At 51.8% G+C, this 14,598-nt stretch carries 14 protein-coding genes; 6 read left to right on the top strand and 8 right to left on the bottom strand.

Annotated elements, in window-relative coordinates; translation table 11 throughout:
* Positions 1-11 precede the first annotated feature (11 nt).
* From ACLTX1_RS03420 to ACLTX1_RS03430, 3 genes are read right to left on the bottom strand one after another with little or no spacing between them, the layout of a single operon-like run.
* Positions 12-1,328 carry a [Fe-Fe] hydrogenase large subunit C-terminal domain-containing protein gene (locus tag ACLTX1_RS03420; protein ID WP_308448633.1) on the bottom strand — a complete coding sequence of 439 codons (1,317 nt, stop codon included), beginning with the start codon at positions 1,326-1,328 and terminating at the stop codon, positions 12-14.
* 34 nt (positions 1,329-1,362) lie between these two features.
* Entirely contained in the window at positions 1,363-1,797 is a 435-nt protein-coding gene (locus ACLTX1_RS03425; RefSeq protein ID WP_308448632.1) for an ATP-binding protein, read from the bottom strand.
* On the bottom strand, positions 1,794-2,144 hold the full coding sequence (locus ACLTX1_RS03430) for a DRTGG domain-containing protein (protein ID WP_308448631.1): 351 nt from the start codon (positions 2,142-2,144) through the stop codon (positions 1,794-1,796). Before ACLTX1_RS03430 ends, ACLTX1_RS03425 begins: the two co-directional genes overlap by 4 nt.
* 448 nt (positions 2,145-2,592) lie before the next feature.
* Between ACLTX1_RS03430 and serC the strand changes: the two genes are divergently transcribed.
* Both serC and ACLTX1_RS03440 read left to right on the top strand, forming a co-directional pair.
* Positions 2,593-3,678: a 3-phosphoserine/phosphohydroxythreonine transaminase gene (gene serC, locus ACLTX1_RS03435; RefSeq protein ID WP_412330462.1), complete on the top strand. Its 1,086-nt coding sequence runs from the start codon at positions 2,593-2,595 to the stop codon at positions 3,676-3,678.
* On the top strand, positions 3,678-4,838 hold the full coding sequence (locus tag ACLTX1_RS03440) for a phosphoglycerate dehydrogenase (RefSeq protein WP_412330463.1): 1,161 nt from the start codon (positions 3,678-3,680) through the stop codon (positions 4,836-4,838). Before serC ends, ACLTX1_RS03440 begins: the two co-directional genes overlap by 1 nt.
* Positions 4,839-5,235: 397 nt before the next feature.
* Here the strand turns inward: ACLTX1_RS03440 and ACLTX1_RS03445 are convergent, their stop codons facing one another.
* From ACLTX1_RS03445 to ACLTX1_RS03460, 4 genes are all read right to left on the bottom strand, one after another.
* Complete coding sequence (locus ACLTX1_RS03445) at positions 5,236-5,457, bottom strand: hypothetical protein (protein WP_176820873.1); 222 nt, start codon at positions 5,455-5,457, stop codon at positions 5,236-5,238.
* A 256-nt stretch (positions 5,458-5,713) separates the two neighbouring features.
* Positions 5,714-7,699 (bottom strand): carbohydrate-binding domain-containing protein, encoded by a 1,986-nt coding sequence (locus ACLTX1_RS03450; RefSeq protein ID WP_343284619.1) that lies wholly within the window; start codon positions 7,697-7,699, stop codon positions 5,714-5,716.
* Between the two features lie 18 nt (positions 7,700-7,717).
* Positions 7,718-8,392, bottom strand: coding sequence for a DUF4956 domain-containing protein (locus tag ACLTX1_RS03455; protein ID WP_343284618.1), 675 nt, complete (start codon positions 8,390-8,392; stop codon positions 7,718-7,720).
* Between the two features lie 32 nt (positions 8,393-8,424).
* Positions 8,425-9,135 (bottom strand): polyphosphate polymerase domain-containing protein, encoded by a 711-nt coding sequence (locus ACLTX1_RS03460; protein ID WP_308448627.1) that lies wholly within the window; start codon positions 9,133-9,135, stop codon positions 8,425-8,427.
* A gap of 235 nt (positions 9,136-9,370) precedes the next feature.
* On the opposite strand from ACLTX1_RS03460, the gene ACLTX1_RS03465 reads away from it, so the two are divergent.
* Both ACLTX1_RS03465 and ACLTX1_RS03470 read left to right on the top strand, forming a co-directional pair.
* On the top strand, positions 9,371-10,300 hold the full coding sequence (locus ACLTX1_RS03465) for an acyltransferase domain-containing protein (RefSeq protein WP_308448626.1): 930 nt from the start codon (positions 9,371-9,373) through the stop codon (positions 10,298-10,300).
* A gap of 306 nt (positions 10,301-10,606) precedes the next feature.
* Positions 10,607-12,010, top strand: coding sequence for an NAD(P)/FAD-dependent oxidoreductase (locus tag ACLTX1_RS03470; RefSeq protein ID WP_308448625.1), 1,404 nt, complete (start codon positions 10,607-10,609; stop codon positions 12,008-12,010).
* Between the two features lie 468 nt (positions 12,011-12,478).
* Here ACLTX1_RS03470 and ACLTX1_RS03475 read toward each other — a convergent pair whose 3' ends face one another.
* Positions 12,479-12,790: an SAVED domain-containing protein gene (locus tag ACLTX1_RS03475; RefSeq protein ID WP_373367766.1), complete on the bottom strand. Its 312-nt coding sequence runs from the start codon at positions 12,788-12,790 to the stop codon at positions 12,479-12,481.
* An 81-nt stretch (positions 12,791-12,871) separates the two neighbouring features.
* On the opposite strand from ACLTX1_RS03475, the gene ACLTX1_RS03480 reads away from it, so the two are divergent.
* Positions 12,872-13,798, top strand: a complete 927-nt coding sequence (locus ACLTX1_RS03480) for an ABC transporter ATP-binding protein (protein WP_308448624.1) — start codon at positions 12,872-12,874, stop codon at positions 13,796-13,798.
* A complete protein-coding gene (locus tag ACLTX1_RS03485; protein ID WP_308448623.1) occupies positions 13,795-14,595 on the top strand; it encodes an ABC transporter permease in 801 nt (266 codons plus the stop codon). Before ACLTX1_RS03480 ends, ACLTX1_RS03485 begins: the two co-directional genes overlap by 4 nt.
* Positions 14,596-14,598 lie beyond the last annotated feature (3 nt).

Here is a 14,598-nt window from a genome sequence, read left to right on the forward strand (position 1 = left end):
TTTACTTCCCCCTATTCGTCATCATTTGTGCGTTTGCCGCCGTCAAGGTCTAAATTTGAGAGCGAATCCGCAAAACGGCGGATCTCCTTGCGCAGGATGAACACGCAGTCTTCCTTGCGGCAGCTTCCGCGCACGGTGTCCTCCGCAAAGGCACGGCAGCTCGGTGCACCGCACGCGCCGCAATCGAGCCCCGGCAGCTCCGCTTCCACCTTGTCGATCTCCATCATCATTTCCATGGCGCGGGAAATATCCTCCGAAAGCGTTAAAACATTGGAAAACTCCAGCCCGCTGCCCCAGTTCATTTCCTCCGGGACGGTTTTGTTTTTCTCCAAGTGATTCTGCGAGACGGGCAGATATTTGCGCAATCTTTGCAATCTTGCAATGGCGACATACGGATTTTCGACACATAGCACGCCGCCGACGCAGCCGCCGGAGCAGGCGTTGAGCTCGATGAAATCCAGCTCACCGATGCGTTCGTCTTCAATCTCCTCTAAAACGCGGATGACGTTTTCGATGCCGTCCGCCGCGAGATATTTTTCTTTTAACAGCGCCGAAGATTCGCCGCCGGAGGTCGCCCAGCTGACACCGATAATGCCGGAATTTGAGAGCGATTCGAGATCTTTTGGCGTGAGCTTATCCATGCGGCTTGAAAGCTGCGGGAAAATTTCGCTGATGGCGATGGCGCCGTCTACCTCCGACTTTTCGATGCCGATGGGCATGCGAATATCCGTAACCTTTGCGGGACACGGCGTGATGAAAAAGCAGCCGATCTGCTCTTTCGGCAGGCCCGTTTTCTGCATGGCCTGCTGCTTTGCAATCCTTGCCGCAGTCTCCATGGGCGACAAAAGCGGCAGAACGTGGTCGCAGAGATCCGGGAAGCGGACGCGGATTAAACGCACGACAGCCGGGCAAGCCGAGCTGATGACGGGGCGCTGCAAGGTGCCGGCATCCATCAGGCGGCGGGTAGCCTCGCTGACAAGCTCTGCCGCGCCGGAGACCTCCATGACGTCATCGAACCCAAGCTTTTTAAGGCCGGATAAAACATAATCCTGGTCGTCCAAATTATTAAACTGCCCATAAAGAGACGGTGCGGGCAGCGCGATTTTATATGTAAACTTTTCCAGCATGGAAAGGTGGTCATGCTTTGCACGCTTTGCGTGGTGCGGGCAGATGCGGATGCACTCTCCGCAATCGATACAGCGCTCGCTCATGATGACCGCTTTGCCGCTGCGCACGCGAATGGCTTCCGTTGGGCAGCGCTTGATGCAGTTTGTGCAGCCTACGCACTTGCTTTCATCGAGCGTGACCGAGTGGAAAAAAATACCCAATCTAACGCGCCTCCTCCATTATCCTATGCAGAGCCTACGATTTTTCGCTCTGCGCGTAAACGACCATTTTGAGCGTGGTGCCCTGCCCCACGACCGAATCAATCGTCATTTCGTCGGAATACTTCTTCATGTTCGGCAGGCCCATGCCGGCGCCAAAGCCAAGCGACCGCACGTTATCCGGCGCGGTGGACCAGCCCTCCTGCATGGCTTTTTCCACGTCTGCGATGCCGGGACCGTGGTCGGTGAGCACGATGACAACCTTATCCGGGTCCACGTCCACATTGGCTTCGCCGCCGCCCGCATGGATAACCATGTTGATTTCACCCTCGTACATGGCGATGGAAACGCGGCGAATGGCCGATGGGTTATAGCCAAGTTTCTTTAATTTATGCTTTACATCGCCCGAAGCTTCGCCTGCGCGGGTAAAATCATCGCCGGGGACTGAATACCGAAGTTGCAGCATACTCATGATACGTCACACCCGCCTTCTAATCCTTTTTCGTATAGGAGGCCGCACGCCGTGAACATTCTGTACGGCGTTGCGAGGATGGTGATGTCCTTTTGCCGTGCGAGCGACAACACGGTCTCATCCGGGCGCTTGCCGCGCACAAAGATGATGCAGTGCATATCCATCATTTCCGCCGTGCGTACCACCTGCGGATTGACAAGGCCCGTGAGCAGCACGGACTGATCCTTTACGAACGCCAGCACGTCGCTCATCATATCGCTGCCGCATGCGGTTTTGACCTCTTCCTGAAGGTCGCCCTCCGCCAGTATTTCCGCCTTTAAAATGTTGACAATATTCTGTACCTTCATGAAAGCTTCACCCTTTCGCCGAGTTCGGACACGGGTCTGTTTGCTCTTTTTGAGCCTAAAGTGTCCTTGTTTCTGTTATTATACAAAAAGATTTCCAAAAAATCAATCCGTTATGGAAAATGTTCTGTACTTTTAGATAGTTTTTAAAGTGTTTTTTTGCCGCGTTTTTTGCCTTGCGGCCGAAAAATGCGGACTTGTCAGCAGAAGGTGGACAATTTATTTGTATTTGTGCATGGGGCACGAACGAAATGCAGCATTCGATATTTGTCCACCGATTAGATACACCTGTTTTTATTTCAAAAACAAATTTATACTTGACATTTGCGTTTTGCTGTATGTATAATAGGGGAAACTTTACCATGGTGCTATAAGAAATCACGGTAAAGCAAGGCAAATCTATTTTATTATCCGGTGCGATTTAACGCGCCAAAGAAAGGAAGATCTTACTATGAACCGTGTGTACAACTTCTCTGCCGGCCCCTCTATGCTGCCGGAAAGCGTTCTTCTGAGAGCCGCTGCCGAAATGCTCGACTATGAAGGATCAGGCCAGTCCGTGATGGAGATGTCACACCGATCTAAGGTCTATGACGCGATCATCAAGGGCGCGGAAAGCCTTCTGCGCGAAGTGATGGAGATCCCGGATAACTACAAGGTGCTCTTTTTGCAGGGCGGCGCATCCTCGCAGTTTGCGATGGTGCCGCTGAATTTGATGACGAAAAACCGCAAGGCCGACTATGTACTCTCCGGCCAGTTCTCCACAAAAGCGTATAAGGAAGCCGCGCGATTTGGCGACTGCAAAGTGGTGGCATCCTCGAAAGAGCAGAATTTCAGCCGTATTCCCGACCTTGACCCGAAGGAGTTCCGCCCGGACGCGGACTACTTCCATATCTGCATGAACAACACGATCTACGGTACGGTGTTCCATGCGCTGCCGGAGACGGGTGACGTGCCGCTTGTGGCGGACATTTCCTCCTGCATTCTGAGCCGACCGATCGATGTTTCGAGATTTGGCGTTTTGTATGCGGGCGCGCAGAAAAATGTAGCCCCGGCAGGCCTGACCATTGTCATCATCCGCGAGGATCTCATCGGCGAGCCGCAGGAAAAAACGCCGACGATGTTCATGTATAAGACGCACGCAGAAAGCGACAGCATGTACAACACGCCGCCGTGCTACTCCATTTACATGTGCAAGCTCGTTTTGGAATGGCTGAAAAACGAAGTAGGCGGGCTGAAGACGATGGAAAAACGCAACGTGGAAAAAGCCGCGCTGCTCTATGATTTCCTCGACCGCTCAAAGCTTTTTAAGGGCTGCGCCGAAAAAGAAAGCCGTTCCATTATGAACGTGACATTTGTGACGGGCGACAAGGATTTAGACGCAAAATTCGTGCAGGAAGCTGCCGCTGCGGGCTTTGTGAATCTGAAGGGCCACCGCAGCGTGGGCGGCATGCGCGCGTCTATCTATAACGCGATGCCGCGCGAGGGCGTGGAGAAGCTTGTTCAGTTTATGGAGAACTTTGAAAAGGAGAATGCCTGATGCACAACATACTTTGCCTCAATAAGATCAGCCCGCTCGGCACCGACCGTTTGGGCGAAAACTATACATACGCTGCCGAAATTGAGAACCCGGAGGGCATTTTAGTGCGCTCCGCCGCCATGCACGACATGGAATTGCCCAATAGCCTGCTTGCAATCGCGAGGGCCGGTGCGGGCGTGAACAACATTCCCGTGGAAAAGTGCGCGGAAGCCGGCATTGTGGTGTTCAACACACCCGGCGCAAACGCCAACGCCGTGAAGGAGCTGGTGCTGGCGGCACTGCTTTTGACGTCGAGAAAAATTGTCCCGGCGATTGAATGGGCGCAGACACTAAAAGGCACGGCAGACATTTCGAAACAGGTTGAAAAAGGAAAATCCGCGTTTGCGGGGCCGGAAATTCTCGGCAAAAAGCTGGGCGTGATTGGTCTTGGCGCGATCGGCGTGCTCGTTGCGAACGCCGCACAGACGCTCGGCATGCAGGTATACGGCTTCGACCCGTTCCTTTCCGTGGACGCTGCATGGAACCTTTCGAGCGACATTGTGAAGGCCGCTTCCGTGGATGAGATTTTTGAAAAGTGCGATTACATTACAATACATGTACCGCTAAATGACTCGACGCGCGGACTCATAGGCGCGGACGCTTTGAAAAAAGTGAAAAAAGGTGTGCGCGTCTTAAACTTCTCGCGCGGGGCGCTCGTCGATACCGACGCGATGTTGGCGGCGCTTGCAGACGGCACCGTTGCCGCGTATGCGACGGACTTCCCGGATGACGCGTTGCTCGGGGTCGAAAACGTCATCGCGATCCCGCACCTTGGCGCTTCCACGCCGGAAAGCGAGGATAACTGCGCTGTGATGGCCGCAGAGGAGCTGAAGGATTACATTGAAAACGGCAACATTCAAAATGCCGTCAACTTCCCGAATATTTCCATGGCACGCGGCGCGGACACACGCATTTGCCTTGCGCACAGAAACATTCCAAATACCATCGGTTCGTTCACACAGGTGTGCGGTGAAGCGGGCATCAACATTGAGAACATGCTCTCGAAATCGCGTGGCGACTGGGCATACACCATTTTGGACGTTACGGGCGACGTGACGGAAGACGTGCGCGAAAAGCTTGCGGCACTTTCGCCGGTTGTAAGGGCAAGAGTGATAAAATAATATCTCTCTGCATACGAGGAAAGACAGAAGCTTCGGTTTTTGCCTTTCCTTTTTTGTTGCATTTTTAATTAGACATGATATAATCATCTTTAATTCTGTTAGAGGGGACGGGAAAGTTATATGGAAAAATCGGCAAAATCCGCACAAAGGCATCGGTCATATTAAAAGCATACGAAGTGACAGAGATCAACGGCAAACTATACGCGGGCAAGTATTTCGCCATTCGCGGACAGGAGACCGAGAAAAAGATAGAGGATATCGTGACAAGGCACGAACCGGTCGTTTTGAGTCGAGCCAAAAGCGCGACCTTTATTTCTGTGATTTTGCAAAACAACAAAAACACGGTGCAGCTTCATTTCGGCTGCACCGTGTTTTTTGAGTTTACGGATAATGCTGTTCAGTTTTGCTCCTCCACGGCGCTACCCAACAAGAGGGCGGCGATGCACTGCACGATCTCTTTGTCGCTGGCATCTTCGGGAATGGCACTCCAAAACGCGCGGGCTGCGGCATTTGAAGAATTCTTCGCCGTGCGAAGGGCTTTGCCAATCTCCTCGCGGACCGTTTCACCGTCTACGCCGTGTTTGGCTGCTACGCGCAGCATCAATTCCTGTTCACTCAAAATCTCTCATCCTTCCTGATCCGGCCCGGCAGCCCCGCTGTACTTTTAGAGCGGAGGCTGTCGGATGGGTGGTAAATCTGTCAGTAATGCCATTATAGCAAGGGGGTCTTGAAAGTTCAAATAGAATCGTTCGCGCGTTTTCGACGGAAATTGACAGGTTCCTTTTCTCCCTGACAAAAGGTGTGCGAGTTTTTGCGAAAAAGCCGAAATTGTTACGAAAAGTTCATATTTTGACGCACAGGAAAACAAGAGAAAATCAGGTATCGGAGGTATTGCCCGGCATCTGCGGAGGCGTGCCGCCGTTACCGTTCGGCGGGGTCATGCCACTATCGCCGCTCGGCATTTCCGGCGGGGTGGTGCCATCACTGTTGCCGTTCGGCATTTGGCCGCCCATACCGCCGTTTGGAGCCTGACCACCCATATTGCCGGGGCCGCCGCCAAAGCTGCCCATACCCGTAGCGCCGCTGACAACGCCGGAGCAGGTCTCGTTCGCGGCTTCTGTACCATTTACATAGACTGTATACGTTTCGCCCTCGGTGATGTCCGGCGTGCTGAACGTGACATTCGTAAAGTTCTTCGGAGCCACGGCGGAAACGAGCGTGTTGCCGTCCGCGCCCTTCACTTCTACGGTGTCACCCGCGCTGCCGGTGCAGCTGACGCTGATCGTGTTCTGTTTGGAATCCGTTGTGGGGGTCTTCAGCATGCCGGAGCTGCCTGTGCCGAGCACAACGCCGCCGTTGATGGTAAACACGCCGTCGCAGTCAAATGTGCCGTTACCGTCACCGGTGGGGCCGCTGACGTACACCGTACCGCCGTTAATCGTAAGCGCACCGTTGGAATCGAGCCCGTCGCCGGAGGCGTTGACGGTGAGCGTGCCGCCGTTGACGGTGAGCGTATCTGCACCCGCGGTGCCAAAGCCGCCGTCAACGGCGCTGCCTGCAGCATTCAGACCGTCGTCGCTTGCGGTGACATCGATCGTACCGCCGTTGATGGTGAGGTCGATGGCTTCAAGGCCCTCGCAGGACTCTTCCACCACGATGGTGCCGTCCTCGATTGTAAGGGTGTTATCTGCGTGCAGGCCGTCGTCGCCGGACTTTACGGTGATACCGCCGCCTGAAACGGTCATCGAATCGTTGCTGTGCAGGCTGTCGTCTGCGGAATCGACCGTGACGGTGCCGCCGGTGATGTCGAGCGCGGCTTCGGCCTTGATGCCCTTTGTAGACAGGGTTTCGTCCGCCGTTGTATTCTGTGCGCCGCCAAACATAGCATTGCCCGTTTTTTGCTCTCCATTCGCGCTGCCGCCGCCTGCGGTGACATTTACTTCGCCCGCGGAAATGAGAACACCGGTCTCCGCCTGAATGCCGTCCTGCTCGGCGGTGATGTTCACAGTGCCCCCGCCGATATAGACATAGCCTTTATCGGCCTCGGATTTGGTGGACTTGATGCCGTTGCCGGAAGCCGTGATATGGACGGTGCCGTCCTTAATGAGCACAGCGTCTTTGCCGATGAGGCCGTCGTCCGCCGAAGTGATATTCAAAACGCCGCCGGTGATTTTCAATTTATCTTCGCTCGTGATGCCGTCATTTGCATTGGAGTTGACGTTCAGCACGCCCGTGCCGTTAACGGAAAGGTCGCATTTGGCGAAAACCGCGGCGGTAAGCTCATCGTCGCCGTCCGTACCGGTGATAGTATCGGTCACGGTGCTTTCGGTGTTTTCGGGCAGGCTGATAATGACTTTATCGGCGTTTTTCGCGTAGATAGGCGCAGTCGTTGTGCAGGTGATGCTCGCGTTTTCGAGCACAAGGCGCACATCATCCTCGTCGCCGGCATCAATGATGACCTGGCCGTCCGTGAGCGTGCCGCTGAGAACATACATGCCCGCTTCCGTAATGGTGACCGTGCTGCCGGAAACCTTAACGCCGTCTGCTTCCTTTGGCGCGGAAAGGTCGATCTTCACGGTGTCTTCCGTACTGTAATCGATGTAGAAATCCTTATTTTTGAAGGAAAGATTTGCTTCGATGACGGAGCCGATGGTACCGTTCATCGCGCCGCCGGTAGAATCGGTCTCGTCTGCACCGCTTTCCTCAGAGGTGCTGGCCGTGCTCACGGTAGAGGAAGCGGAAGATACGGACGTAGACGATGTGGTCGACTGTGTGGAGGCACAACCCGCTAAGATCAGTGCGGAGAGAATGACAGCAAAGCGCAGGGTGTGTTTTTTCGTGGATAAACGATTCGGTTTCATAAAGGAAGGCTCCTTTCTTTACAGTTGTTCCACGGGAGTATGCGGCTGGCCGCAGCGTACTTCGAGATTGCCGTTGCGGCAGCGAAGCGCATCGAGAAATTCTTTTTCGTTACGGTCGTCCGCAAGGCGCACGCGATAGTGCAGCTTATAGAGGCTACCGAGGCTTGCGGTCTTGACTTCCGTAAGCTCTGCGTGGGTGGTGTATTCTTTGAAAATATCGTCGAACACCTCGGTGTAATCGAGCGATTCAGGGATGGTGATGCTAAGCTCTTTTTCGCCGCTGCGGTCTGCACCGATATGGAAGAAAACGAGCAGATACAGCACGGCGCACGCAATGACCGTGAAGAGCACGGAGAGCGCAATATAGCCGCTGCCGCAGGCGAGACCCACGGCCATGGCAACGAAGATGACGGAGATGTCTTTGGCGTTACCGGGTGCGGAGCGGAAACGGACAAGGCCGAACGCGCCGGCGACCGCAACGCCCGTGCCGACGTTGCCGTTGACGAGCATAATGACGGTCTGCACGGCAAACGGCAGTAAAATGACGGCGAGCACAAGGCTTTGCGTAAAGCGCGTGCGGCGCGTATACGTAAACGCGATGAGCGCGCCGCAAAGCAGCGCAACGAGAGAGCAAATCAAAAACGAAGATACGGTGATACCGGACGAGGTGAGGCTTGCAAACATGGTTTCCATGGGAATATCCTTTCTGAAATCAAATGAATTATTTAGGATGCATGCACGATGTGCGTGCCGTGGGTGTTATAGGCACTGGCATATTTAGAAAACGACGCGGGGTAAATTCTAAAGCGGCTCAGCATATCGGTGAGCCATGTGGGGAGACCGCCGCCGGCTTTGATTTCCATCAGCGTTTCGCCGGGCTCTAAAAGCAGTTGCCCATCGTCCCCCTGACGCAGGTCGGTATTTTCTTCTCTAAAGCGTATGTTGGTATCGAATGTGATGCGCAGGCCGCTGTCTTCGCGGCTGTAAAGTGCCACGCGGTCATAGCACAGCGCCATGGCGGACTTTAAATCGCCGTAATAGTGCAGTGACCACGCAATCTCTTTTGCAATCTGGCTGTTCTCTTTCGGCGCTTTGCCGTTTACAAGCCAGTCATACGCTTCGCCGTAGGGCATCACGATGCGGCGCTTGTAGACAATGCCCTGATATTTTTTCTTCAGCTCCACAAACGACGGGCTTTCCGCTTTCGGCACGCCGTAGGTACGCAAACGCAGCTTTTCTTTATAGACGGGCTTTTCGCCCGAAAGTCGCGCCAGCAAATGATTCGGGGTGTCAAAGTAAATGTTGCATATGGTGGAGCGCCCGTATTCATCGGGGCGCATATACGGCTCCAAAACCGCCCAGAGCGCCTCAAACTGTAAGGAATCGAGCAGATATTTTTGCTCTACGCGCTCAAATATGCCGGTATAGTCCGCCATGGCTTTCGCCCTCCTCTTTGTTTTGTTTCTTAAATTTTACTTACAAAATGTGATGAAAAGGTGATTACATTTTGAGCGTTAGCGGAGAAAACCGTGCAAAAGCAGGTGCTGTGCACCGTTCCTACAAAAACAGGTGTGTTCTGCTGTGCAAAAAGTCCATTGCGCCGCACATATACAAATGATAGAATGAGATAAACGCGTTTCTATGGAAAAACGCAACTTTGGGAGGATCTGTATGTACACACTCGATTATTTAAATTGCTTTATTGAAAACCTTGATCTGCCGGAAGCGAGCCGCGCTTCTCTGCGCGAGAACTGCGAGACGCTCGTGACGACACCCGGCGCGATTGACGAGCTGGTCTCTGCCGAGACGCTGCTCTTTAAAGATTACGGCATTGACGGCGCATACGGCGCGGAATGGAAGCCCATTGTGCCGCACATGGACGCGCTTTCGGAGCGGACAGGGCTGCACCGCCACGTGGTGGATTTCCTGTTCCTTGCGCTTGCAAGCGAACGTCTGCGCGAAAATTACAGAGCGGCGGGCCTGACGGACGAGCTGTTCTGGGACACCATCGCCGACCTGAAATTCAAGCTCATCGAGTGCCACGACGTATACGACATTTGGGGCACATTCGTCGCAAGCTGGTACCCGTGGTTCTACACGATGCACCGCTTTAAGCTGGGCCGTTTGCAGTATGAGGCCGTACACTTCTCCGGCGACACGCTCGTGACGGTCGGCGGTTACACGGTAAATCCCGGTGACACGGTTTACAACATGCACATTCCGTCCTGCGGTTCTTTGAACCGCGCGGCGCGCATCGAATCTTATAAAAAAGCCTACGAATTTTACAAAAAAGACCTCGATGGCAAGCCGATGGTATTCTGCTGCCACTCCTGGCTTTTGTTCCCGAAGAACCGCGAAATTCTGCCCGAGACGCTCAATACGGTCGATTTCATCGGTGACTTCTATATTTACGACAGCGAGGAATACGATGTGTTCCACGACAAGTGGCGTGTGTTCGCAAAGGACTTTGAGAAGCCGAACAGCGAGCTGCCGGAGGACACCACCCAGCGCCGCTGTTTTAAAAAATGGCTTCTGGACGGCAAAAAGACCGGCGCGGGCGCGGGCATCTTTATTTACGACGGCAAGGAATTCATCAAATAAGTAAATTTGCAGGATATTTTGCAAAAGCCTGCATTGTTATGCGCAAAAAGGCTTGACAGAAGTTTAATTAGCTGATATAATTTTGAATTGCTGATCGGTCATATAAATTCACGACTTGGGTGAATGTCTCTACCGGCCGCCTTGTGTGCCGACTATACCGAAGCCGCTTACGGGCTTCGTGTATACGTTCGGGCACAGGGCGGCCTTTTTATGTGCCGATTTACCCGAAACCGGGTCTTGCATAGAGTTGTATTTTGAAATTCATACGCAAATTCATCTGTCAGTTTTAGAAAGTTGGGGTCAAACATGAACACGGATATCGTCATCATCGGCGCCGGTCCTGCCGGCATTTTTACCGCGATGGAGCTTCTGCGCCGCGGCAGCAAGGAGAAAATTCTGCTGCTGGAAAAAGGCCGTTCCATTGAAACGCGCAAATGTCCTAAGGCCCAGACCGGCCACTGCATGAACTGCAAGCCGTACTGCCATATTACAACAGGCTTTTCCGGCGCGGGCGCGTTTTCGGACGGCAAGCTGTCCCTCAGCCCGGAAGTTGGCGGCGACCTGCCCCAGCTGATCGGCGAAGACACCGTACAGTCGCTTATTGAATACACGGATTCCATCTATCTGGAGTTCGGCGCGGACACGCGCGTGGAGGGCGTGAGCGAAAAGGAAGCCGTCAAAGAAATTCGCAAGCGTGCCATCCAGACCGGCCTGAAGCTCGTCGACTGCCCCATCCGTCACCTCGGCACAGAGAAGGCGCAGGAGATTTATTACGCGATTGAGCAATATCTTCTGAATAACGGCGTGGAGATTCGCTTCGGCTGCGCGTGCAGCGACCTCATTTTAAAGAACGACACCTGCATCGGCGTGCACGTTGCGGAGGGTCAAAACGAATACGACGTTTACGCGAAGCAGACCGTTGTGGCAGCCGGCCGACGCGGCGCGGATTGGTTTGATAAGCTCTGCGCCCGCCACGGCATCGCCCATGCGCCGGGCACAGTGGACATCGGCGTGCGCGTAGAGGTGCGCAACGAGGTCATGGAAACCGTAAACAACGTTCTGTATGAATCGAAGCTCATCGGCTACCCGAAGCCGTTTAAAAACAAGGTGCGCACATTCTGCCAGAACCCGGGCGGCTTTGTCAGCCAGGAAAATTACGATAACAACCTCGCCGTCGTGAACGGCCATTCCTATAAAGATAAAAAATCCGATAACACAAACCTCGCCATTTTGTGCTCCCACAACTTCAACGAGCCGTTCAATCAGCCGATCGAATACGCGCAGAAGGTGGGCGAGCTGACGAACATGCTGGGCGCGGGACACATTTTGGTGCAGCGCTACGGCGATATTCTGGACGGCAAGCGCACGTGGCAGAAAGAGCTTTCTCGCTCGAACCTGCGCCCCTCTCTGCCGGACGCGGTGGCGGGCGACATCACCTCTGCCATGCCGTACCGCGCCATGGTGAACATCATCAACTTCATTCAGGCAGTCGATCACGTCGTCCCGGGCTTCGCCGCCGTGGAGACGCTGCTCTATTCGCCGGAGCTGAAGTTTTACAGCAACCGCGTGAAGATGGACACGGACCTCAACACAAGCATTCACAACCTGCACTGCCTTGGCGACGCCAGCGGATGGACGCGCGGCCTGATGATGGCCTCTTGCATGGGCGTGCTCATGGGCAGAAAACTCGCAGAACAGGAAAACGCATAAGAGAACAAGATTGCACACATCGCAAGTTCACACATAAAGGAACGGGCCCCGCCGCGGCAATTCGGCAGAAGCCCGTTTTCTTTTTGGGCTTAGGGAAAAAGCAGAAGAATTTTCTTGCAGGCGCAGGGGGAATATGCTATACTGATTATGTATGAGTTTACATCATGACTACATTCAAAGAAAGATGGTTTTATAGATGAAATTAGGTATCGGAGTCCCCTACCTAAGTTTTCATATTTCCATTTTCCCTTATAAATGCCGATAAAACTAGATTTCATGCGCTTTTTCAGAATACCCAAAAGCATAAAAACGTATATATCTCAATGCCATCCCACGCAGAAATGGCGTAAAAATGGCGTAGTAGATTTTTGACGGTACAGCTGCGAAAAGAATACACACTACAAAAAAACAATCACACCCGGAGATGGGAGCTAACCCCTCATCTCCGGGTGTTTTCTTTATTGGATATTAATGTTCTTGGGAGGTCTGTCGAATGATCGCGGATGTCGGAAGCGCCTTATTGGAAACTCCCCAAGGATATTTCTGAGAATCACTGCGATCGTACTGATATACAATAATTTCCGGATCATGATACTTACTGAATCCCTGAGATAAGAAAAAAGTAAAGTCACTAGAGGTCGATAGAACGAGATGTATTTTCTCGATATTTGCAGATGATACAATTTCACGCATTTTATTAAGTATTCCAGTCCTCAATCTATTCATAAGAGCATAAGAAACAATTGCTGCAAACGTGTCATTATGCGTTTTATATCCCACCCTGAACGCTGTTTATCACAACCACCTTGAATTCATCCCAAATTTAGATAAAATATAAACACGAAACAAGGAGGCGCGCGAATGATCACAGCAGAACATTTAAGCCGAAGCTTTTCGGGTAACGGTCTCAAGTTACGGGATTTGAACTTTCATATTGAAAAAGGAGATTGTGTTGGCTTGATCGGCCCAAATGGCAGTGGGAAGCGTTCGCTTATTCGGTTAATTCTCGGTATCTATAATCCGGACCATGGGAGACTGTGGGTCATGGGGAAGAATCCGAGTCTTATTTGCCGTACACCGCTGCAGATGAGCCGTATCGACCGGAACCGTATGACGTTCATTCTTCCCGAATCTTTACCTGATGAACGCGTGTCTGGAATCGTATCTCCAAAGAAAAACGCAATTTTCGATGCAGATGATTTTCTGAAGGAGTGTTTTGAAACATTAAAGCTTTCTGCGTTGCTTTCATCAAAGGTACATCAGCTGTCTCGCGGCGAACTCGCACGCGTTCGCTTTTATGAAGCAATCACTTCTATGCCCGAACTGCTTTTACTGTACGAGCCATTTGTCGGTGTGGACGCCTCAATGAAGGAACAGATGATTCGGATTTTACTGACAATGAACCAGAAGTATTCAACTACAATCCTATTAGCGGTGCAAAATCTGAATGATATGGATAAAATTTGCACTCGAGCTATCGTGTTAGATAAGGGAATATGTATATATTCAGGAGACTTATCTGATCTGCGTCATCGCTATTTACTGTCGAATCGGTTGGTTTTCCAAATTCTCGATGGAGTTCCCGACTTTCAGGATCTTCCAATACAACGATTCAGTTGGAATGATGGAGATTTGAAAATCACTTTCGATCCTGAATCAGTTCGGGCAGCGGACATTATTGATCATGTCCTGCACACCTGCAACGCGTCTGAAATACTTATTCACGAACCGCAGGTCGAAGATTTATTTCGCATATTATATTCAAGCAAAAAGGAGGATATGTTATGAATAGTATTGTGTTATGGTTCGATTTGGCACGACGATCATTTCGATCACAATCGGTCTATCGCATCAATGTATTAGTCAATCTGATTTACAGTTTCATGTCAGTACTTATCAATGTATCCGTTTGGAATGCGCTCTATGCGCAAAACGTCGACCCTGCAGCAACACTTTCAGAGGCAATTACATACAGTGTGATCTCCTCAACATTTTTGGTGGGAATGCAGCTTTGGCCCGGTGTCCGCATTGGTGATGCCGTTTATTCTGGAGAGGTTGGCCAGCAGATGGTTCGTCCCATGAACCTGCTCGCACAGCATGCGGCAATGGAATTAGGAGAGAAAATGTTTAATTTCTTCACATGCATTCTTCCCTGCATTGTAGCTGCAAAAATTGTATACAATGCACTCTTGTTTCCCGCCACACTCGCGGACGTTTTATTTTTTCTATTGAGTGCTCTTCTCGGAAATATGATCTTTTTACTTCTCAACACAATATTGGGCTATACGGCTTTCTGGCTTGGAAATGTTTGGTATATCCAATGGTTTTTGACAGCAGCAATGTATGTTTTTGGAGGAGAAATGGTTCCTTTTTGGTTTTTGCCGGACAAGTTGAATATCATTACATGGTTTATGCCGTTCCGCTGTGTTCTGTTTATACCGATGGAAATGTATTTAGGGCGTCTGTCTATGAATCAAATCATTTTCAATCTTTGTTTACAAGTACTGTGGCTCCTCGGTTTGTTGCTTTTGGAACGCTTTGTGTGGTATCGGGCACAAAAGAAAATCGTAGTTCAGGGCGGTTGACTA

The sequence above is a fragment of the Hominenteromicrobium sp. genome (assembly GCF_046974225.1).
Classification (GTDB): domain Bacteria; phylum Bacillota; class Clostridia; order Oscillospirales; family Acutalibacteraceae; genus Hominenteromicrobium; species Hominenteromicrobium mulieris.